Source organism: Actinomadura luzonensis (assembly GCF_022664455.2).
Classification (GTDB): Bacteria; Actinomycetota; Actinomycetes; order Streptosporangiales; family Streptosporangiaceae; genus Nonomuraea; species Nonomuraea luzonensis.
The window spans coordinates 462741-484599 of the sequence record NZ_JAKRKC020000001.1 but is presented as its reverse complement, the minus strand read 5'-3'; the positions used below and the strand labels follow the sequence as shown (position 1 = coordinate 484599).

15 protein-coding genes, 1 tRNA gene and 1 pseudogene are annotated in these 21859 nt (G+C 73.4%); 8 read left to right on the top strand and 9 right to left on the bottom strand.

Features of this window, described 5'->3' with window-relative positions:
* Positions 1-114 precede the first annotated feature (114 nt).
* From MF672_RS02325 to MF672_RS02305, 5 genes are all read left to right on the top strand, one after another.
* Positions 115-1041 (top strand): nucleoside hydrolase, encoded by a 927-nt coding sequence (locus MF672_RS02325; protein ID WP_242376112.1) that lies wholly within the window; start codon positions 115-117, stop codon positions 1039-1041.
* Between the two features lie 52 nt (positions 1042-1093).
* Positions 1094-1170: transfer RNA gene (locus MF672_RS02320), tRNA-Lys, on the top strand.
* 235 nt (positions 1171-1405) lie between these two features.
* Positions 1406-7066, top strand: a complete 5661-nt coding sequence (locus MF672_RS02315) for an ATP-binding protein (RefSeq protein WP_242376111.1) — start codon at positions 1406-1408, stop codon at positions 7064-7066.
* Positions 7067-7213: 147 nt separating this feature from the next.
* Complete coding sequence (locus tag MF672_RS02310; protein ID WP_242376110.1) at positions 7214-8191, top strand: hypothetical protein; 978 nt, start codon at positions 7214-7216, stop codon at positions 8189-8191.
* Between the two features lie 55 nt (positions 8192-8246).
* Positions 8247-8504 carry a DUF1876 domain-containing protein gene (locus MF672_RS02305; protein ID WP_242376109.1) on the top strand — a complete coding sequence of 86 codons (258 nt, stop codon included), beginning with the start codon at positions 8247-8249 and terminating at the stop codon, positions 8502-8504.
* A 36-nt stretch (positions 8505-8540) separates the two neighbouring features.
* Here MF672_RS02305 and MF672_RS02300 read toward each other — a convergent pair whose 3' ends face one another.
* Genes MF672_RS02300 through MF672_RS02280 form a run of 5 tightly spaced genes read right to left on the bottom strand, consistent with a single transcriptional unit; the run spans position 8541 to position 14943 of the window.
* Positions 8541-9458, bottom strand: a complete 918-nt coding sequence (locus MF672_RS02300) for a dihydrodipicolinate synthase family protein (protein WP_242376108.1) — start codon at positions 9456-9458, stop codon at positions 8541-8543.
* Positions 9455-10447 (bottom strand): oligopeptide/dipeptide ABC transporter ATP-binding protein, encoded by a 993-nt coding sequence (locus tag MF672_RS02295; RefSeq protein WP_242376106.1) that lies wholly within the window; start codon positions 10445-10447, stop codon positions 9455-9457. Before MF672_RS02295 ends, MF672_RS02300 begins: the two co-directional genes overlap by 4 nt.
* Positions 10440-12383: a dipeptide/oligopeptide/nickel ABC transporter permease/ATP-binding protein gene (locus tag MF672_RS02290; RefSeq protein ID WP_242376105.1), complete on the bottom strand. Its 1944-nt coding sequence runs from the start codon at positions 12381-12383 to the stop codon at positions 10440-10442. Before MF672_RS02290 ends, MF672_RS02295 begins: the two co-directional genes overlap by 8 nt.
* Positions 12380-13339: an ABC transporter permease gene (locus MF672_RS02285; protein WP_242376104.1), complete on the bottom strand. Its 960-nt coding sequence runs from the start codon at positions 13337-13339 to the stop codon at positions 12380-12382. The genes MF672_RS02290 and MF672_RS02285 overlap by 4 nt, the downstream gene beginning before the upstream one ends.
* Positions 13336-14943 (bottom strand): ABC transporter substrate-binding protein, encoded by a 1608-nt coding sequence (locus tag MF672_RS02280; RefSeq protein ID WP_242376103.1) that lies wholly within the window; start codon positions 14941-14943, stop codon positions 13336-13338. The genes MF672_RS02285 and MF672_RS02280 overlap by 4 nt, the downstream gene beginning before the upstream one ends.
* 133 nt (positions 14944-15076) lie before the next feature.
* On the opposite strand from MF672_RS02280, the gene MF672_RS02275 reads away from it, so the two are divergent.
* Positions 15077-15799, top strand: coding sequence for a FadR/GntR family transcriptional regulator (locus MF672_RS02275; RefSeq protein WP_242376102.1), 723 nt, complete (start codon positions 15077-15079; stop codon positions 15797-15799).
* 14 nt (positions 15800-15813) lie between these two features.
* On the opposite strand, the gene MF672_RS02270 is transcribed toward MF672_RS02275, so the two are convergent.
* Positions 15814-16395, bottom strand: a complete 582-nt coding sequence (locus MF672_RS02270) for an HD domain-containing protein (protein WP_242376101.1) — start codon at positions 16393-16395, stop codon at positions 15814-15816.
* A gap of 50 nt (positions 16396-16445) precedes the next feature.
* On the opposite strand from MF672_RS02270, the gene MF672_RS02265 reads away from it, so the two are divergent.
* Positions 16446-17300, top strand: a complete 855-nt coding sequence (locus MF672_RS02265) for a DUF4429 domain-containing protein (protein ID WP_242376099.1) — start codon at positions 16446-16448, stop codon at positions 17298-17300.
* A gap of 131 nt (positions 17301-17431) precedes the next feature.
* A pseudogene (locus tag MF672_RS02260) lies at positions 17432-17866 on the top strand (phospholipase); the annotation flags it as partial.
* Between the two features lie 53 nt (positions 17867-17919).
* Here the strand turns inward: MF672_RS02260 and MF672_RS02255 are convergent.
* The 3 genes from MF672_RS02255 to MF672_RS02245 all read right to left on the bottom strand — a co-directional run bounded on the left by MF672_RS02255 (position 17920) and on the right by MF672_RS02245 (position 21712).
* Positions 17920-19026 carry a winged helix DNA-binding domain-containing protein gene (locus MF672_RS02255; protein WP_242376098.1) on the bottom strand — a complete coding sequence of 369 codons (1107 nt, stop codon included), beginning with the start codon at positions 19024-19026 and terminating at the stop codon, positions 17920-17922.
* Between the two features lie 83 nt (positions 19027-19109).
* Positions 19110-20711 carry a clostripain-related cysteine peptidase gene (locus MF672_RS02250; RefSeq protein WP_242376097.1) on the bottom strand — a complete coding sequence of 534 codons (1602 nt, stop codon included), beginning with the start codon at positions 20709-20711 and terminating at the stop codon, positions 19110-19112.
* A gap of 11 nt (positions 20712-20722) precedes the next feature.
* Entirely contained in the window at positions 20723-21712 is a 990-nt protein-coding gene (locus MF672_RS02245) for a hypothetical protein (protein WP_242376095.1), read from the bottom strand.
* Positions 21713-21859 lie beyond the last annotated feature (147 nt).

The window sequence follows — 21859 nt, the reverse complement described above, 5'->3', positions numbered from 1 at the left end:
GAAAGCGTCGGCCTGGACCGCCACCGATCGGGCCGGGCAGATTTGGGGGAACTGCCCGGCCCGATCCATGCCTCCGGTCAGGCTCCCCCGAAGCGGTGCGTATCCTCCGATCCCGTGAAGAAAGTTCTCATCGACTGCGACCCGGGCATCGACGACGCCCTCGCCCTGGCGCTGGCCGCCGGCTCCCGCGACGCCCTCGACCTGGTGGGCGTCACGACGGTGGGCGGCAACGTCGACCTCCCGCTGACCACGGCGAACGCCCTCGCCCTGCGGGAGTTCCTGGAGCTCGGGGACCTGCCGGTGACGCCGGGCAGCGCCGGCGCGCTGCTGCGGCACACCGTACGGGCCGGCCACATCCACGGGGAGAGCGGCCTCGGCGCCGTCGTGCTGCCCGCCGCCGTGCGCAAGGCGGCCGAAGGCCACGCGGTCGACTTCATCATCGACACCCTCCGCGCCGCGCCCGGCGAGATCACGCTGGTCGCCATCGGCCCGCTCACCAACCTCGCCCTCGCCGTGCGCAAGGAGCCGCGCGTCGTGGAGTGGGCCCGCGACCTGGTCATCATGGGCGGCTCCTACACGCGCGGCAACCACAACCCGGCCGCCGAGTTCAACATGCTCGCCGACCCGGAGGCCGCCGCGATCGTCTTCGAGGCCGGCTGGACGGTCACCATGCTGGGCCTCGACGTGACCCTGACCGCCGTCGTGAACACCGCCGTGCTGGAGCGGATGCGCCCGCTCGGCAGGCTGGCCGAGCTGCTGGTGGCGGGGTCTCAGTCGTACAAGGCGGTGACGGACGACTCCGGCCCGGCCATCCACGACGCGTGCGCGGTGGCGTACACGCTGGACCCGTCCCTGTTCACCTGCGTGCCCGCGGTCGTCAACGTCGAGACGGCCGGCCTCTACACCCGGGGCATGACCGTCACCGACTTCGACCTGGCCGGACGCCGGCCGAACGCGCTGGTCGCGACCGCGCTGGACGTGCCCCGGTTCTGGGACCTGGTGATCGGGGCGTACGGCAGCCTGGCCGCCAGGCTCGGCTGATCGCGAGAGGATGTGCGGGCAGTGCGCCGCGGCTGATACAGTTACACCTGTTGCGCCGCTAGCTCAGTTGGTCAGAGCAGCTGACTCTTAATCAGCGGGTCCGGGGTTCGAGTCCCTGGCGGCGCACCAGTCCGAACAGGGGTCGAGCCGATGGCTCGGCCCCTTTCGCGTTGTACGGGAATGCGGTGACCGCGTCAGGGCAGGGGCACGGCGCCTTTTTGAAGGTTTCCTACAACGCGAGGCCCCGGGCATGAGCGATACGGACATCGTGTGCCCGGTGGTGATCGAGCAAGGTATAGACAGGTGGAGGCGACGCCGCGGGACGAACGTCGCCTTTTGGCCGAGAAGTTGGGAGATTCAACCGGTGTTCAGTCGCGTCGCCATCGTCAACCGCGGAGAGGCCGCGATGCGGCTCATCCACACCGTCCGTGACCTGTCCGCGGAGACCGGGAAGCGGATCGAGACGGTCGCGCTCTACACCGACGCCGACCGCGACGCCACGTTCGTGCGCGAGGCCGACCTCGCCTACCCGCTGGGCCCCGCCGCCGCCCGGCCCTACCTCGACCACGCCGTCCTGGAGCGCGCGCTCGTCGCGACCGAGGCGGACGCGGCCTGGGTCGGCTGGGGGTTCGTCGCCGAGGACCCCGCCTTCGCCGAGCTGTGCGAGCGCATCGGCGTCACCTTCGTCGGGCCGAGCGCGGACGCCATGCGCCGGCTCGGCGACAAGATCGGCGCCAAGCTGATCGCCGAGGAGGTCGGCGTCCCGGTCGCGCCGTGGAGCCGCGGCCCGGTCGCCACGCTGGAGGAGGCGCTGGAGGCCGGCGAGCGCATCGGCTACCCGCTGATGCTCAAGGCCACCGCGGGCGGCGGCGGGCGCGGCATCCGCATGGTCGCCTCGGCCGCCGACCTCGCCGACGCCTACGAGCGCACCAGCCAGGAGGCGCTGCGCTCGTTCGGCTCCGGCGTCGTCTTCCTGGAGCGGCTGGTCACCGGCGCGCGCCACGTCGAGGTGCAGGTCATCGCCGACGGCCAGGGCACCGCCTGGGCGCTCGGCGTCCGCGACTGCTCGGTGCAGCGGCGCAACCAGAAGGTCATCGAGGAGTCCGCCTCGCCGGTGCTGAGCCCCGAGCAGGCGGCCGAGCTGAAGGCGTCCGCCGAGCGGCTGGCCGTGGCCGTCGGCTACCGCGGGGCCTGCACCGTCGAGTTCCTCTACCACCCGGGCGAGCGGATCTTCGCCTTCCTGGAGGTCAACACCCGCCTCCAGGTCGAGCACCCGATCACCGAGATCACCACCGGCACCGACCTGGTGCGCCTCCAGCTCCACGTGGCCGCGGGCGGCCGGCTGGAGGGCCCGCAGCCGGTCGAGTCCGGGCACGCCATCGAGGCCCGGCTCAACGCCGAGGACCCCGACCGCGACTTCGCGCCGTCCCCCGGCCGCATCGCCCGCCTGGCGCTGCCCGCCGGGCCCGGCATCCGCGTCGACACCGGCGTCAGCGAGGGCGACACCATCCCGGCCGACTTCGACTCGATGATCGCCAAGATCATCGCCTACGGCCGCGACCGCGAGCAGGCGCTCGGCCGGCTGCGCCGCGCCATGGCCGACACCACCGTGCTCATCGACGGCGGCGCCACCAACAAGAGCTTCGTGCTCGACCTGCTCGACCAGCCCGAGGTCATCGACGCCAGCGCCGACACCGGCTGGATCGACCGGGTGCGCGCCGAGGGCCGCCTGGTCAGCCACCGCCACTCGGCGATCGCGCTGGCCGCCGTCGCCATCGAGGCCTACCGCGAGGAGGAGGAGCTGAGCCGCCGGCGGCTGCTGTCCACCGCGTACGGCGGCCGCCCCCAGGTCAGGCACGACCCCGGCCGCCCGCTCGACCTCAAGCTGCGCGGCGTCGGCTACCAGGTGAGCGTGGCCCGCACCGGCGGGCGGCGCTACCGGGTGGCCGTCTCCGGCGCCCTGGCCGACGTCGAGGTGGAGCGGTTCGACGCGCACAGCGCCACGATCGTGGTCAACGGCGAGCGTTTCCGCCTGGTGTCGGCCACGCACGGCCCCATCCACCTGGTCGAGGTCGAGGGCGTCACGCACCGGATCAGCCGCGACGAGGGCGGCGTCGTCCGCTCCCCGGCGCCCGCGCTGGTCGTGGGCGCGCCGCTGGCGGTCGGCGACGAGGTCGAGGCGGGCGCCCCGATCCTGGTGCTGGAGAGCATGAAGATGGAGACGGTGCTGCGCGCGCCGTTCCGCGCCCGCGTACGGGAGCTGGCCGTGTCGGTGGGCAGCCAGGTCGGGACCGGCGCGCCGCTCCTGCGCCTGGAGCCGCTGGGCGAGGAGGGGCCGCGCGAGGAGGCCGGCCCGGTCGAGGTCGACCTGCCCGCCGAGCCCGCCGACCTGTCCGCCGCCGGCCGGGTCGAGCGTGCGCTGCAGGACCTCCGCAACCTGCTGCTCGGCTTCGACGCCGACCCGTACGACTCCAAGCGGGCGCTCTCCGACTACCTGGCCGCCCGCGCCGAGCTGGGCGGGCGGCTGCTGGAGGGCGAGCTCGACCTGCTCACCGTCTTCGCCGACCTGTGCGAGCTGAGCCGCAACACCCCGGGCGGCGACGCCGACACCGAGCCGCACAGCGCGGTGCACAGCCCGCGCGAGTTCTTCCACAGCTACCTCAAGAGCCTCGACGTCGAGCGGGCCGGCCTGACCGAGGGCTTCCAGGCCAAGCTCGCCAAGGTGCTGGCCCACTACGGCGTCGACGGCTTCGACCGCACGCCGGAGCTGGAGGCCGCGGTCTTCCGGATCTTCCTGGCCCAGCAGCGCATGAGCACCGACGTCGCGATCGTCTCGGAGCTGCTGCGGCAGTGGCTGGCCGGCGCGCCGCCGCTGGAGTCGCTGAGCGAGCCCGCCGGGCTCACCCTGGAACGCCTGGTCGAGGCCACCCAGGTGCGTTTCCCCACGGTCTCCGACCTGGCCCGCGGCGTGGTGTTCCGCTGGTTCGCCCAGCCGCTGCTGCGCCGCAACCGGGCCAGGGTGTACGCCTCCGTCCGCGACCACCTGCGCCACCTCGACCGCGACCCGCAGGCGCCCGACCGCGCCGAGCGGATCCAGGCGATGGTGGCCAGCGCCGAGCCGCTGGTCCGGCTGATCGGCCAGCGCATCGGGCACGCGGGACGCGACCACGCGCCGCTGCTGGAGGTGCTGACCCGCCGCTACTACGGCAACCGCGGCCTGTCGGAGGTGAGCGTCCGGGACAGCGGCGGCTGCCGGTTCGTCACCGCCGAGCGCACCGACCCGGGCGGCCGGCCGACGCGGGTCGTCGCCACCGCCGTGGACATCGAGGCCCTGCCCGGGGCCATCGGCGCGGTCGGCGCGCTCGCCGCCGACGCCGAGGAGCGCGGGCTGGTCGCCGACCTCTACGTCACCTGGGAGGACCAGCCCGACGCCGACGCGATGGCCGTACGGCTGAGCGGGCTGCTCGCCGAGCACGCCATGCCGGCCGGCGTGCGCCGGGTCACGGTCATCGTGGCGGGCACCAGCGGGGCGGTCATCCACCACCACTTCACCTTCCGCCCCGAGGAGCCGCGGTCGACCGGTGGCCGTCCCGATGGGCAGGGGACGGATGCGGGCCGCCCCGAGGGGCCGCGGGTGATCGGTGGCCGCCCCGCTGGGCAAGGGACGGACGCGGGCCGCCCCGAGGAGCCGCGGTCGACCGGTGGCCGTCCCGATGGGCAGGGGACGGATGCGGGCCGCCCCGAGGAGCCGCGGGAAACCGGTGGGGGGCAGGGGCTGGTGGAGGATCGGCTGATTCGCGGGATTCACCCGCAGATCGCCCGGCGCCTGCAGCTCCAGCGGTGGCGCGAGTTCGACCTCACCCGGCTGCCGTCCGCCGACGAGGAGATCTACCTGTTCAAGGCCGTCGCGAAGAGCAACGCCGCCGACGAGCGGCTGATCGCGATGGGCCAGGTGCGCGACCTGACGCCGCTGCGCGAGGCCGACGGCCGGCTGGTCGCGCTGCCCGCCGTCGAGGACGCGATCATCGCCGGCCTGGACGCCATCCGCAACATCCAGCTGCAACGCCCGCAGAACCGGCGGCTCGACACCAACCGCATCATGATGTACGTCTGGCCGTCCACCGAGCTGTCCCACGACGAGCTGAACGCCCTGGTCCAGCGCATCCTGCCGACCACGGCGGGCGCCGGCCTGGAGGAGGTCGAGTTCGTCGCCCGCCAGCGCAACGCCGCGGGCGAGCTGAGCGAGGTCGCGGTGCGCATCACGCTCGACGCGGGCCGCGGCGCCAGCCTGTTCGTGGAGAAGCCGTCCACCGAGCCGGTGCGGCCCCTCGACGACTACCGCCAGAAGGTGCTGCGCGCGGCCCGGCGCGGCAACGTGTACCCGTACGAGCTGACCGGCATGCTCGGCCACTTCGTCGAGCACGACCTCGACGAGCACGGCGCGCTCGTGCCGGTGGACCGGCCGAAGGGGCGCAACTCGGCGGCGATCGTGGCGGGCGTCGTCACCACCCCGACCGTGCGGCACCCCGAGGGCGTCACCCGCGTGGTGCTGCTCGGCGACCCGACCAAGGCGCTCGGCGCGCTGTCGGAGCCGGAGTGCTCGCGGGTGATCGCCGCGCTCGACCTGGCCGAGCGGATGCGGGTGCCGCTGGAGTGGTACGCGCTGTCGGCCGGCGCGCGCATCTCGATGTCCTCCGGCACCGAGAACATGGACTGGGTGGCGGCGGCGCTCAAGCGCATCGTCACCTTCACCCAGGCGGGCGGCGAGATCAACATCGTGGTGTCCGGCATCAACGTGGGCGCGCAGCCGTACTGGAACGCCGAGGCCACGATGCTCATGCACACCAAGGGCGTGCTGGTCATGACGCCCGACTCGGCGATGGTGCTCACCGGCAAGCAGGCCCTCGACTTCTCCGGCGGCGTGTCGGCCGAGGACAACTACGGCATCGGCGGCTACGACCGGGTCATGGGCCCGAACGGCCAGGCCCAGTACTGGGCGCCCAACCTCCAGGCCGCCCGCGACGTGCTGATGGCGCACTACGACCACACCTACGTCGTGCCCGGCGAGAGCGCGCCCCGGCGCGCGGAGACCGCCGACCCGGCCGACCGCGACGTCTCCGGCTACCCGCACCTGATCGCCGGCAGCGACTTCGCCACCGTCGGCGAGATCTTCTCCGCCGCGAAGAACCCCGACAGGAAGAAGCCGTTCGACATCCGGACCGTGATGCGCGCCCTGTCCGACCAGGACCACCCGGTGCTGGAGCGCTGGGCGGGCATGGAGGACGCGGAGACCTCGGTCGTCCAGGACGTGCACATCGGCGGGTGGCCGGTCTGCCTCGTCGGGATCGAGTCGCGCTCGGTGCCGCGGCGCGGCTTCCCGCCCACGGACGGCCCCGACTCCTACACGGCCGGCACGCTGTTCCCGCGCTCGTCGAAGAAGACCGCGCGCGCGATCAACGCGGCCTCCGGCAACCGGCCGCTGGTGGTGCTGGCGAACCTGTCCGGGTTCGACGGCTCGCCCGAGTCGATGCGCAAGCTCCAGCTGGAGTACGGCGCGGAGATCGGGCGGGCGATCGTCAACTTCGACGGGCCGATCGTGTTCTGCGTGATCTCCCGCTACCACGGCGGCGCGTTCGTGGTGTTCTCCAAGGCGCTCAACCCCAACCTGACCGTGCTGGCGCTGGAGGGCTCCTTCGCCTCGGTGCTCGGCGGGGCGCCGGCGGCGGCTGTGGTGTTCGCCAGCGAGGTCAGCCACCGCACCGCGACCGACGAGCGGGTCACCGACCTGCAGAGCCGCATCTCGGCGGCCAGCGGCGCCGAGCGGGCCGCGCTCAACGCGCGGCTGGTCGAGGTGCAGGCGGCGGTGCGGGCCGAGAAGCTGGGCGAGGTCGCCGCCGAGTTCGACCGGGTGCACAGCATCCAGCGGGCGGTGGAGGTCGGCTCGGTGGACGCCATCATCAGCGCCGCGGAGATGCGGCCGCGCATCATCGAGGCGATCGAGCGCGGCATGGCGGGCCGGAGCTGATGCGCACCGCCCGGGGCCGGCCTGCGCGGCCGGGCCCCGGCCGCGCAGGGCCGGGGCAAGGCGGCGCTACCGGATCGTCCGCCGGTCGTAACCGGCTTCACCCCCAAAGAGGGTCCTCCGTCACCCCTGGTGTCATAGCCTGCCGCAATGCTCGATCAACTCACCGACGAACTGCACCGCGCCGCGGCCGACCGGGACCCCGCACGTTTCCTCGACCTCCTGCCGCGGCTGCACGCCGCCGCCCGCACCGCCGGCGAGCCGGCGCTGACGGCCACGCTGGCCCGGCTCGGGGACCTCTTCGAGCGGGTCCCCGTACGGCTCGGCGCCCGGCTCGGGGTGCTCTGCGGCGCGCTGGCCGAGCTGGGCGGCGACCCGGAGCCGGTGGCCGGGCCGCTGGTGGACGAGCTGAGCGACTGCCTGGAGCTGGCCGGCGCGTTCGCCGCGTACTGGCGGTCGGCGACCGGCGGCCGGCCGCCCGAGCCCGTGGCCGACGACCACCGCTGGACCGAGGCCACCGCCGACCGCCTGACGGCCGCGCCGCTCACCCGCGAGACGGCGGTGGAGCTGGTCGGCGCCTGGTCCCTCGCCCACCTGCGGACCCGGCCGGTGCTGTCGATCCTGCAGCTCTCGCCCCGGCTGCGGCGCGCCCTGCCGGGCCGCGAACGGCTGATCGCCGCCCTCGGCACGGTGCTGGACGAGCGCGCCGACCTGGAGTGCCTGGCCGGGCTGCTGCGCGTGCTCGACGACGAGCGGCTGATCGTGCTGCACCGCCCGGCCGGCCGCGGCTACGAGGTGGTGATCGGCGGGATCGGCGACAACTCCCAGCTCCGCACGCTGCTGGCCGAGGCCCTGGACGACCCGGGCGGGCTGCCGGTGCGCGGCCCGTTCACGCTGGCGGACGGCCACGGCAGGCGCGTCTGGGACGAGGGCCGCCCGGCCGACATCCCCCGCCTGGACGGGGTCCGCGTCGTCGTCCTCGGCCCGCCGCCGTACGAGCGCCCGTGGCGCCCTAGCGGGCGCTACCCGCTGATGCGCCCGTCGGTGCGGCTGCGGCGCGTGCTGCCCGCCGGGGAGGCCGCGGCCTGGCTGGCCCGGGTCGCCCCGGAGGCCCAAGTCACGGCCTGACCGCCTTTACCTCGACGGGTGTGAGGAGGAAGCTCGGAAGAGGGAGGTGTTCGTCGTGGAGTACAAGCAGTGGAACGTCCAGATCTGGATCAGCGAGACCGATGACGACGCGCTGACCACGGCCACGGCGGTGTTGTTCACGCCCGACGGCAAGCGGCACGAGAGCGTGGGGCACGCCCGCCGCAACCCGGGCGACCGGCCCGTGCCCGGCATCGGCGACGAGCTGGCCGCCGGGCGGGCGCTGTCCGACCTGGCCTCGAAGCTCATCGAGGACGGCGCGGAGGACATCGCGCAGCTCGCCAGCCCGGCGTGATCGGCTGAAGGGGCCCGCCCGGTAAGTGCAGCCCGGTCAGAGCAGCCCGGCGGCGGCGAGGAGCTTGCCGACGCGGCCGGTCTCGTCGTCGTCGAGCGGGATCTGCGGCAGCGCGGTGAGCGGGCAGTCGATGACGCCGCGCAGGTGCAGCGCGGCCTTGAACGCGCCGAGCCCCGCCGAGCTGCCGCCCATGCGCGCGCCCCCGACCCGGACGATCTCGAACAGCCGCACCAGCCGCTCCTGCTCCGCCCTGGCCGCCTCCCAGTCGCCCCGCTCGGCGCTGCGGTAGAGCTGGACGTAGCCGTGCGGGTCCACGTTGCCGAGACCCGGGACGACCCCGTCGGCCCCCATCCAGAGCGCCGAGTCCACGGTGACCTCCGAGCCCGTCAGCACGCTGAACGGCGTCCCCTGGCCGCGCTGCCGGCCCAGGATCACCCGCCGCAGCGCGCCGTCGTCGCCGCTGGAGTCCTTGACCCCGGCGAGCGCCCCTTCGGCGGCCAGCTCCAGCAGCAGCTCGGCGGGCAGCTTGGTGTGCACGGACACCGGCAGGTCGTAGGCGTACAGCGGCAGCCCGCCGCGCGCGGCGATGGTCCGGAAGTGCGTGCGGATCTCCTCCGGGTGGGTGCGGGTGTAGAACGGCGCGGTGGCGACCAGCCCGCTCGCCCCGGCGGCGACCGCCGACCTGACGTGCTCCAGCACCCGGGGCGTGGTCATGTCGATCACCCCGGCCAGCACCGGCACCTGCCCGGCCACGTGCCCGACGACGGTGTCCAGCACCACCCGCCGCTGCGCGTCCGTCAGGTACGCCACCTCCGACGACGACCCGAGCACGAACAGCGCGTCCACCCCGCCCGCCAGCAGATGGTCCACCAGCCGGACGAGCGAGGCGGCGTCCACCTCGTACTCGGGGGTCAAAGGGGTGCAGACCGGGGGGATGACACCCGTCAAACTCATGAACGCTCCTGGATCAGTTCTACGTCGGTCGCTCCGGCCGCCACCGGGTGGTGGCAGTGGAAGAGGTGGTGCTCGTCGGCGGTGCGCGCGGCGGGCATCTCGGCGGCGCACACGTCGTCCGCCCGCCAGCAGCGGGTGCGGAACGGGCAGCCGCTCGGCGGGCGGGTGGCCGAGGGCACGACGCCGACGAGCGGGATCGGGTTGATCGGCGAGATCAGCCCGGGGGTGGCCGAGAACAGCGCCCGCGTGTACGGGTGCCGCGCCCGCAGCGGCACGTCCCCGGCCGGGGCCTGCTCGACGATGCGCCCCAGGTACATGGTCACGACCCGGTCGCTCATCCGGCGGACGGTCTGGATGTCGTGCGAGACGAACACCAGCGCCAGCCCCAGCCGTTCCTTGAGGTCGAGCAGCAGGTTGAGGATCTGGGCGCGGACCGACACGTCGAGCGCGCTGGTGGGCTCGTCGGCGACGACCAGCTCGGGCTCCAGCGCCAGCGCCCGCGCCACGGCGACGCGCTGCCGCTGGCCGCCGGAGAGCTGGCCGGGCAGCGCGGCGGCGGCGGAGGCGGGCAGGCCGACCAGGTCGAGCAGCTCGCGCACCCGGGCCTCGCGCTGGGCGGGGGTGCCCGCGCGGTGCACGTCGAGCGGGTCGCGCAGCACCTGGCGGACCGGCAGCCGCCGGTTGAGCGCGGTGGAGGGGTCCTGGAAGACCATGCCGACGCTCGACCCGACGAGCGCGCGCCGCTCGGGCTCCTTCAGCGCCCACAGGTCCCGGCCGTGGAAGGTGACCGTGCCGGCGGCCGGGCGTTGCAGGCCGACCAGGACCCTGGCCAGCGTCGACTTGCCGCAGCCGGACTCCCCGACCACGCCGACCGTCTCGCCGGGGGCGATCGTGAGGTTCGCGGCGGTCAGGGCGTGGACGCGGTCGCGGGTGAACAGCCCGCCCGAGCGGGCCCGGTGCACGACGTGCACGTCCTTCAGCTCAAGCATGCTGCTCGCTCCTCGCGCGGACGGGGTGGTGGCAGGCCACGGCGTGGGTGGCGTCGCCGGTCAGCACCGGGGTCTCGGCGTGGCAGACGTCGGTGGCCATCGGGCAGCGGTCGGCGAAGCGGCAGCCGGGCGGGAAGTCGGCCGGGGACGGCACGACGCCGCGGATCTGGGTGAGCCGCTCGGCGCCCGACTCCAGCGACAGCACCGCGCCGAGCAGGCCGCGGGCGTAGTGGTGGGCGGGGGCGCCGACCACGGCGGGGGTGGCGCCGGCCTCGACGATCTGGCCGCCGTACATGACGACGACGCGGTCGGTGACGTCGGCGACCAGCGCGAGGTCGTGGGAGACGAGGATCAGCGCGAAGCCCAGCTCCTCGCGCAGCCGCAGCAGCAGCTCGATCACCTGGGCCTGGACGGTCACGTCGAGCGCGGTGGTGGGCTCGTCGGCGACGATGAGCTTGGGGTCGCGGGAGAGCGCCATCGCGATGAGCACCCGCTGCCGCTGGCCGCCCGACAGCTCGTGCGGGTAGGCGGGCAGCGTGCGGCGGGCGTCGAGGCCGACCAGCTCCAGCAGCTCGGCGGGGGTGCGCCGGCCGCCGCGCCGGGTGAGCTGCTTGAGCTGGGCGCGGATGGTCATGGCGGGGTTGAGCGAGGACAGCGCGTCCTGGTAGATCATCGCCATCTCGTGGCCGAGCAGCCGGCGGCGGGCGCGGCGCGACTCGGTGAGCAGCTCGCGCTGCCCGAAGCGGACGTGGCCGCTGACGCGGGCCTCGCGGGGCTGCAGGCCCATGACGGTGAGCGCGGTCAGCGACTTGCCGCAGCCGGACTCGCCGACCAGGCCCAGCACCTCGCCGGGGCGCACCTCGAAGCCGATGCCGTCCACGATGTCCACGCCGGCCCCGCCCGCCGCGTCCGGGAACCCGATGCGCAGCCGCTCGACCGCGAGGATCGGCGGGCCCTCGGGGAGGGGGCGGGCGCGTCCGGCCAGCCGCCGGGCGGCCTCGGCCAGGCCGGGCAGCTCGACGACCTCGCCGGTGCCGGGCCTGGCCCGCTCGAAGGCGTCCTCGTCCGCGCGGACGGGGGCGCGGCGGGCGGCGGGCGCGGCCCAGGCGTCGGAGATGCCCTCGGCGAGGATGTTGAGCGCCAGCACGGTGAGCAGGATGAGCAGGCCGGGGAAGACCGTGGCCCACCAGCCGCCGAGCAGCACCAGGTTCTTGCCGTCGGCGATGACGCTGCCCCAGGACGGGTTCGGCGGGCGCACGCCGGCCCCGATGAACGACAGCGACGCCTCGAACACGATCGCGTCGGCCACCATCACCGTGCAGAACACCAGCACCGGCGCGGCGCAGTTCACGGCCACGTGCCTGAGCAGGATGTGCGGGGTGCGGGCGCCGATGACGCGCTCGGCCGCCACGTAGTCCTCGCCGTACTGGGCGATGACGTTGGCCCGCACGACCCGGGCCACGGACGGCATGTAGAGGAAGGCCATGGCCATGACCAGCACCGGGATGCTGCCGCCGAAGACGGCCACGAGGACCGCGGCCAGCGCGATGCCGGGGAAGGCCATGATCACGTCGAGGACCCGCATGATGGTCTCGTCCACGCCGCGCCGCGCGGTGGCGGCGACCGCGCCGACCAGCGCGCCGGCGACCAGGGCGAGCCCGGTCGCGCCGAGGCCGATGAGCAGCGACCAGCGGGCCCCGTACAGCAGGCGGGACAGGATGTCGCGGTTGGCGCTGTCCAGGCCCATCCAGTGCGCGGCCGAGGGGCCGCCGCCGGCGGCCTCCTGGAAGTACGGCGAGTGCGGCGCGATCCACGGCGCGAGCAGCGCGGCCAGCACGACCACGGCCACCACGGCGACCGCGGCCCACGACAGGGGCTTCAGCCGGCGGAAGCGGATGCCGGGCCGGGTCAGGCGCGCGGTCTGTCCACGTCTCATGCGGCGCTCCTCAGACGGGGGTTGACCAGCAGGTAGAGCACGTCCACGACGAGGTTGACGACCATGAAGCCGACCGCGATGGTGAGCACGACGCCCTGCACGACGGCGGGATCGCCGTCGCGCACCGCGTTGATCATGAGCTGGCCCATGCCGGGCAGGCCGTAGATGGTCTCGATGACGACGGTGCCGCCGATCAGGTAGCCGATGCGCAGGCCCAGCACGGTGAGCGGGTTGATGAGGGCGTTGCGCAGCACGTTGCGGCCGACGACCACGATCGGGGGCAGGCCGCTGCCGACGGCGGTGCGCACGTAGTCGCGGTCCAGCTCCTCCACCATGGACGTGCGGATGATGCGGGTGAGCTGGGCGGCGATCGGCAGCGACAACGACAGGGCGGGCAGCGTCATCGACTGCAGCCAGCCCGGCACCGAGTCGGCCGGGTTGATGTAGCCGCCGGTCGGGAACAGGCCCTCGCCGACCGCCAGCCACTGGATCATCAGCAGCGCCAGCCAGAACGCGGGGGCGGCCACGCCGATCAGCGACACCATGCGGATGACCTGGTCCGGCCACCGGTCGCGGAACAGCGCCGCGGTCACGCCGAACGCCAGCGCCAGCACCACCGCCACGGCCAGGCCGAGGAAGGTGAGCTGCAGGGTCAGCGGCAGCGCCGTGGTGATCGACTCCAGCACCGGCTTCTTCGTGAGCACGCTGGTGCCGAGGTCGCCCCGGGCGAGGTCGGCCACGAAGCGCACGTAGCGGAGCGGCAGCGGGTCCAGCAGGCCGTTCTCGACCTGGAACTGGTGGATCTGCTCGGGGGTCGGGTTCGCGCCCTGGAAGTAGGCGTACTCGGGCTTGGAGCCGGAGAAGCGCATCACGACGAACACGAACGCGACCACGCCGAGCAGCACGGGGACGAGGATGAGGAGCCGCCGCAGCAGCATCCGGGCGACGAGCGTCATGTCCTCTTGGCCTGCAGCAGGTTGATGCCGGGGTAGGGCTGGGCGCGGACGCCGGAGATCTTCTTCGGGTCCCAGGCGGTCATCAGCTCGTTGTGGACGACCGGGTAGAGCACGGCCTTCTCGGCGACCAGGTCCAGGTACTTGTGGATCAGGTCGCGCTTCCTGGCCGGGTCGGTCTCCTTGCTCGCCTCGTCCATCATGGCGAAGAGTTTCTTGGCGTCGTCGGTGCCGTCCCAGTGGCTGTACTTCATCCACAGGCCGCCGGGCACGTAGTTGTAGTGCAGGATGAGGTCGGCGTCCATGCCGAACTGGTTGGGGTTCGAGGCGGCGGCCACCACCTGGTAGTCCTGGAACTGGTCCATCTTGGTGAACAGCGCGGCGGTGTCCTGCGGCTCCAGCGTCGTCTTGACGCCGACGGCCTCCCAGGAGGAGGCGATGGTGGGCAGGCAGTCGGCGATCCAGCTCACGTTGACGGCCATGAGGTTGACCGTGAGGCCGCTGACGCCCGCCTCCTTGAGCAGGGCCTTGGCCTTGTCGGGGTCGTAGTCGTAGACGACCGAGGCCCGCTGGTGGTCGGGGTGGCCCTCGTTGAGGAAGGAGCTGGAGGCCGTGCCGTGGCCCTTCAGCGCCACGTCGATTATTTTCCGCTTGTCGATCGCGTAGTGCAGCGCCTGGCGGACCCGTACGTCGTCGAAGGGCTTGGCGGCGGTGTTGAACATCAGGAACATGTGGTTCATGCCCTTGCCGCCCTCGACGCTCAGGCCCTGCTGCTTGAGCTGGTCGACGTTGGCGTACGGGATGTTGTCGGCGATCTGCGCCTCCGCCGAGCCGCCGGAGATCTTGGCGACCCGCGCGGAGGCGTCCACGATGGTCAGCCAGTTCATCTTCCTGACGGTGGCCGGGCGGGGGCCGTTGTAGCCGTCGAACGCCTCGAAGGCGGTGTTGGACTTCGGGTTGTGCTGGACCAGCTTGTACGGCCCCGACCCCACCGCCTTGCCGCCCTTGGCCTGGTCCCAGGCTCCCGGCTGGCCGAACACGTGCTTCGGCATGATCTTGGCGATGGTGAGCCGGGGCGCGGCGTCGGGGAAGGGGAACTTGAGCACCAGCTCCACGGTCCGCTCGCCGGTCTTCTTCACCTCCTGGAGCCAGGCGCGGAAGAAGTTGCCGACCAGGACGTTCGCCTCCGGGTCCAGCACCCGCTGGAAGGTGAAGACGACGTCGTCGGCGGTGACCGGCTGCCCGTCGTGCCACTTGGCGCCCTCGCGCAGGGTGAACGTCCAGCTCGTGGCGTTGAGGTCGGACGGCAGCGCGGTGGCGAGCGCCGGGTACGGCTCGCGGGTGATCGGGTCGGTGTCGAGCAGGCCCTCGTAGACGTGCTGGATGCCGGCCATGGCGAAGGCCGAGGCGGTCTGCGTCGGGTCCCAGCTCTGGTCGTTGCCGTAGCCGATGACCGCGGTGATCAGGTCCTTGTTCGAACCGGCGCCGACGGAGCCGGTCGAGGCCGGACCTCCGGAACAGGCGGCGAGGGTGGCCGCGACGAACGCCGCCGCACCTGTCGCTCCGCTGTAGCGCAGGAAGTCGCGGCGGCTGAACTCAGAGCTCACGGATGCCTCCTGGGTAGGTAGAACATGGGACATCCCATGTCCTATCTCGTGCGTAAGATGGACGCTAGATGTCCGGGTCGCTTGAGGTCAACACAAGATTTCAGGATTGTTACCTACGACGAAAGGATCCTTCATGACCGCAGTCCCGCGTCCCGCCGCGCGGCCGGCCAGGACCAGCCGGGCCGTCGAGGCCCAGGAGGGCGTCAAGGACCTCATCGTCCGGCGCGGGCTGGTGGCGGGGGATCCGCTGCCCACGGAGTCCGAGCTGATGGAGGAGCTCCAGGTCAGCCGCAACTCCGTGCGGGAGGCGCTGAAGGCGTTGCAGGCGGTCGGCATCGTCGAGATCCGGCACGGCTTCGGCATGTTCGTCGGCCGCATGTCCCTGGCCGGGCTCGTGGACGAGCTGGCCTTCCACAGCCGCATCACGCTGCAGAACGGCAAGAACCACCTGGCGCACCTCATCGAGATCCGCGAGATCCTGGAGTCCGGGCTCGTCCAGCGGCTCATCGCGCTCGGTCCGGAGGCCGAGCTCGGCCCGGTCGCCGACGTCATCGCCCGCATGGACGCCGAGGCCGAGCAGGGCCTGGTCTCGCCCGAGACCGACCGGCTCTTCCACGACCTGCTCTACCGGCCGCTCGGCAACCCCCTCGTCTCCCAGCTCCTCGGCGCGTTCTGGGACGTCTACTACCAGCTCCGCGACCACCTGGGCGCGCCGGACGAACCCCCCGCCGACGTGGCCAGGCGGCACCGCGACATCTACGCGGCGGTGCTCGCGGGCGACGGGCCGGCCGCGACCGCCGCCGTCGTGGCCCACTTCCGCGGGGTGCGCAACCGGCTGGCCCGCATGCACGGCTGACCGGGCCGCCCGGCTCAGCCCGGCCAGCGCTCCACACGCCGCCAGAGGCGACGCCACTCGCCGTACCACTCCGCAAACCACGGGTGGGCGCCGGCCAGCGGCAGCACGTACGCCACCGTCTCCAGGTAGTAGCGCCGCTGGAACCGCCACGGCATGCGCTGGAGCTCCTGCACGTTGCTCGCCCGGTCGGCCAGCTTGACCAGCACGGCCTGCGCCGGCGCCTTGACCAGCGCGGCCAGGTGGTCGGCCTTGGCCGTGCCACGCGGCCTGCTCACCCACCGCACCAGCTCGGCCACCCGCGCGCCGAAGCGCCGCGCCAGCTCCCGCTCGGTGCACGGCGTGTCCTCCAGCACGTCGTGCAGCACGACGGCGACCAGCACCTCCTGCTCGCGCAGCCCGGCGCCGGCCACCGCCACCTCCAGCGCCTCCAGCAGATGCTCCACGTACGGCCGCCCCGTCGGCCGCTGCTGGACCCCGTGGCAGCGGCGGGCGAACGCGAACGCCTCGCGCACCGCGTCCACGGTGGGGGCGGGCAGCGCCTGGATCAGCGGGCCCTCGGCCTCCCGCCAGGAGGGCCAGCTCGTGAAGATCTCCATGCGGTTCCTCTCGACGTGATCACCCCCCGAGCGTGTCCTAGGCTGAGGATATGGCCGAGATCGCCGTCCCCGACGGGTCGTGGACCTTCAACGGTGAGATCCTGCGCATCGTGCCCGGCAGCGGCAAGGAGATCCACGAGCTGCGCCGCACGCTGGGCGCGGTCGCCGTGCCGCGCGAGGCCGTCGCGGGGGTGACCTTCGAGCCCGCCCGCAAGGGCGGCCACCTGCGCTTACGGCTGCGCAAGGGGGCCGACCCGCTGTCCGACGCGGTGGCCGGGGCGCTCGGGCCGCCCGCCGACCCGTACCGGCTGGCGATCCCGAGGACCCGGGCCGGCGCGGCCGAGTACTTCGCCGACGAGGTGCGCGACACGCTGGAGATCTACCAGCAGCCCGCCGGCCCGTGCGACGGCTACCTGCTGCCCGGCCCCGACCTCCCTATCTCGGCCACCGCCGGCGACGGCACGGCGATCTTCGACGGGGAGCGGGTGCGGCTGGAGTGGACCGGCTTCGCGAGCGCCGAGAAGGAGCAGGCGGGGCCGCAGGAATACCCGCTGGCGCAGATCACGGGCGTGGAGTGGAAGCCGCAGTCCGGCATGGGCTACGGCACGCTGCGCTTCCGCGTCAAGGGCGAGGGGCCCGCGCGGCAGCCGCAGAAGGACCCGCGCTGCGTGTCGTGGGGCATCCAGCGCTTCGGCGGCACGACCGCGCTGGTCGCCGCGGCGGTGCTGGCGCGCATCCCGCGCGAGGCGCCTGAGCCGCCGCCGCCGCCGGTCGCCGACGACGCCCACGACGCGGTGCTGCGCCGCCTGGCGGAGCTGGGCGAGCTGCACCGCGCGGGCGTGCTGACGGACGAGGAGTTCGCCTCGGCCAAGCAGGCCGTGATCCGCCGCCTGCACGAGACCTGAGCGCCTTCGCCCGAGACGCGGGGGCGACTTGCCGGAAATGCGCGTTCCCGCGCGAGTGATGACGCACATTCTGCCTCCGCGTTAACCGCAAGTGCGGCCCGGCGGAGGCACGCCGGGCCATTCTGGTCGCCATGGTCCGACGCCGCCTCCTCACGCTCGTGCTCGCCGCCTGCTCGCTGACCGCCGCGACCGGGCCGGCCGCCCGCGCGGTGACGCTGGAGCAGAAGCTCGCCGCCCTCGCCGGGCTCACCCGGCCCACGACGCCGAGCGCCCTCGCCTGGCGGCTGGCCTGGGAGGACCAGGAGGCGTGGGGGGGCTACGGCTTCGACTGGTCGAGCGACCTGTGCTCCGGCAGCCCGGACCGGCCGCTCGGCTTCGACTTCCGCCTGCCCTGCCGGCGGCACGACTTCGGGTACCGCAACTACAAGGCCGTGGGGGCGTTCCCGGCGAACAAGGCGCACGTGGACCAGGCGTTCTATCACGACCTGCGTGAGGTGTGCGCCGGCTACGCGGAGGCCGGCCGGGCCTCCTGCGACCGGCTCGCCTGGACGTACTACCAGGCGGTCCGGCGCTTCGGCGGCCTCACCGGCGTCGGCCTGACCCCGGCCGGGCCCGGCGGTCAGCCCATCGAGGAGGCGCCGAAGAACGCGACCTCGTGCTTGTCGTCGGGGGTCAGGAACCCCAGCAGCGCCATCGCCTCCCGCTCGACCTCCTCCCGCTCCGCCGCCGTGAGCGGCTGCCACTGGTGAACGTTGAGCGTGGCGAGGCCGTTCGCGCTGCGGTAGGTCCAGTCGGCCGCGGTGAAGCCGTCGACCAGGACGGCCCGCGGCTGCACGTTGGTGCCCGCGAACCGGGTCAGCACGCCCGCGCCCAGGTCGCTGATCACCCGCGAGCGGTCGGTGTGGGACAGGAACAGGTTGTCGAAGTCGTACATGAACCGGGCCGGCGCGGGGACGTCCTCGGGCGGGCGCGGGGCGTCCGGCAGGTCGTACAGGACGCGGCCGGACTCGTCGCGGAAGCGCACGAGGTCGAGCGTCTCCACCACCTCGCTCAGCCGGGTCAGCCCGGACCAGGTCTGGACGTCCTTGACCGACGCCGGCCCGAACGCCGCCAGGTAGCGCCGCACCAGCTCGCCCGCCGTCATCGCGGGCGTCTCGAAGCCCAGCCACGACTCGGCGCTGGTGTGAGCGACCGTCCCGCTCCTGCCCCACACGCCGCGCGGCGGCACCTGCACCAGCGGCACCAGGGAGCGCACGCCCTGGCCGAGCGCGTGCGGGTCGGCCGACGGCCAGCGCGCGGCCAGCTCGCGCCCCAGCTCGGCGAAGGTCATCGGCCGCGACTCCAGCAGCTCGCGGCCGGCCTCGGCCAGCTCGTCCATGTCGACCCCGGCCAGCCGCTTGCCGAACGTGGTGCGGGTCATGCGCGCGGTCACCGGCTGGAGCAGGGGACGCATGGCCAGGCAGTCGCGGGCGGTGACGAGGTGGATGGTGGAGCGCTGGAGCGCGATGCGGACCAGCGCCCGGGACATCAGCAGCTCGCCGGCCACCGCCGGGTCGAAGTCGGCGATCCGGGTCCACAGGCCGGTGTACCAGGTGTGCGGGGTCTGGGCCTGGAGGCCGCCCAGGTGCTCGACGACGTCGAGCACGCCGCGGTCGGTGCGCGCCAGCAGGAACTGGCGGTCGAGCGTGGCCCGGTTGAGCGCCCTGCGGCTGATGAGGGGATCCATAGGACAAAGGTAGGGGCTATTGCGGCCGGTCCCGGGCCGCAATAGCCCCTTTGGCGCCGGTGATTTTCGCCGGCTCGTGGCTTCTAACGCTTGATGGTACGCGCGTTCGCGTATTCCCTGAGGAATTCACCCCATTCGGTGTCCCGGGCAAACCCGAGATCGGCGTAATAGCGGGAAATTGTGCGATCCATCGGGAAGTAGACCGACAGGCCGCCGCAATCCTCGACCTTTTCTCCCTGATGCGCTTCCTGGACGATGAACCCGCCCGGCTGGTGCATGGCGAGCAGCTTGTCGGCCACCGAGGCCAGCGTCGGGTCCGTCCGCGAGTCCGCGACCAGCCCCAGGCACATCGTCCGCAGGTCCACCAGCGAGCGGTCCCAGGCGAACCGGGTGGCGACCGACTGGACGCTGTCCACCACGGACCGGTTCATCCGCACCTGCCCGCGCAGCGCGCCGGCCAGCGTGTGGAACTCCCGCAGGAACTCCTCGACGCGGGTCGCGTCCATCGCGCACTGCGTGACGGTGTGCCGGGTGCCCCGGTAGCGGTCGGCGTACCGCTCGACGACGATCCGGCCGAGGCTCCGCGCGTCCGCGCGCGGGTCGGCGGCGAGGGCCGCGACGATCTCGCCGTACGGCCAGCACCCGGCCGGCTCCGGCTCCTCCGCGCCCACCACCACGCCGACGTGCTCGCGCACCTCGTAGCAGACCTCCAGGTCGCTCATCGGGCAGGCGTCCAGGCCCAGCACGTCGAGCGGCCGGCCGAGGTCCTGCTGGACGCCCGCGAGGAGCTCGCGCAGCTCGATCGCGTCCAGCGCGCGCAGCGTGCCGTCACGGGCCGCCGCCGCGCGCTCGTGCTCGGCGGGCAGCGTCAGCAGCCGCTTGACCGGCTCGGTGAACACCGCCCTCGCCACCGCCGGGTGCTCGGCCAGCTCGACCAGCTCCGAGAAGGACGGCTCCTCGCCGGACATCGCGGTGCGCGGCGCCCGCCGCACGTAGCCGGACTCGACGTCGCGCCGCACCCGGCGGCCCCTCGCCTCGGCGTAGAGCCGGTCGAGGTCGTCGGCCCGCCGGCCGCGGCCGTGGTTCCACAGCACCAGCGCGTACCGCTCGGCCGGCGCGCGCCGCGCCGCCCAGCGGACGAACTCGCGCATCGCCCGCGTGTCGCCCGGCTCACCGGAGCCCGGGGCCTCCTCGGTGTGGTCCCGCTCGCCGCCCGCGCCGAGCACGAGGTGCCTGGCCCGGCCGCCGCTCTCCCGGACGAACGCGGTCACCCGCACCCCGTCCTGCGCCGGAGCGGACCGCAGCTCCTCCAGGTCCCGGCCCGCCGCGTCGGACAGGTCGTTCTCGCCCGCGAAGCACACCATGAGGGTCCAGCGGGCGCGCTCACCGCGGCCCTGCTGCTGCCACTCCTGCTGCTGCCACTCCTGCCGGGGCCACTCCTGCTGGGGCCGCTCGTGCCGCTCCTGCCGCTCCTGCCGGGGCTCGCCGAGCGCCCGCCAGGTCTCCGGGCCGGCCACGCCGTCCGCCCGGACGCCCTCGCGCTGCTGGAGGCTCAGCAGCGCGCCGTACGTCGAGCCGCCGAAGTACCCGTCCACCCGCACCCGGTGGCCGCGCGAGCGCAGCAGTTCCTGCAGCCGCCTGACGTCCTCCCCTGTGCTGCCGAGCCGCAGCGTGGGCCCGGTCATCGGCGCGGCCATCAGTCCGCCGCCCAGTGGAAGGTGAGGCACTTGCCGTCCGGCGACAGCTCCGAGATCGGGATCACGTACATCGGGGTGCGGACGCCGAAGAGCTGCGCCTTCCACAGCACCACGACGCCGCCGGACTGCGCGGCCCGGGAGTCGAAGCTCGCCTCCGGCTCGCCGTCGGTCCCGGCGAAGCAGATCTCCCGGTCGCCGTCGCCGGTCACCTGCACGCCCTTCCACCACAGCGCGTGCGGGGCGGTGCTGATCCGCACCTCGGTCGTGCCGGGCGGGGCGGCGGTCTCGCTCAGCTGGATCACGTCGCCGTCGGGCAGGCGGTGGGCGTGGACCAGGTCGTTCCTGGAGATCCTGACCACCTGCAGCTCGCCGTGCCCCGGCAGCCGCTCGTGACGGACCGGAGGACGCTGGTCGCCGTGCACGACGGCGAGCAGCTCCGGCAGGCGGGTGACGATCGCGGGCAGCATGGCCTGGAGGATCGGGCCGAGGTAACGCTGGTTCAGCTCGTGGTCGGTGACGCGCACCGGGTGGCCGGCGCGGACCCCGTGCATCGACTGGAGCAGGCCCGGCAGGACCTGCGTGACGATGGGCGCGATCGTGGCGACGAGCTGCGGCACGAACTGGGCCAGCCGGTCCTCCTCGTGCCGGTCGATCTCCGCCTTCGGCGGGCCGAACGACAGGAGCTGCTCCACCAGCGGCGGCGTGATCGCCTGCACCACCGGCATGAGCACGGCCGCGACGTCCATGAAGGACCGGTCGGCCAGCATGTGGGCGTAGGACTCGGGATCGGGGTACCGCTGCCGCGACGGCTGCCGGTACTCCAGGTGCCGGTGTTCCATCCGGGGACCCGCGGGCTGGCGGCGCGGCTCCGCGCCGAACTCGTCACCCGCCTGATGGGTCAGCTGGAGACCCTGGAGGATCTCGGGGAACAGCGCGTTGAGAATGCGCGCCTCCGCTCCCCGTTGTTCCTCTGCGATGTAGGACGGCATGGTGTTCTCCCGGCTCTTGGGGCATTCGTCCACGTTGGACGGTAAGAACGCGCCCAGCCCCGAGCATCAGGGAACGCCCTGGGGATTACCCCGGGGCCACTCCCTGATGACGGCGGGAGCTGACTCGGGTCAACGCGGACACTGGAC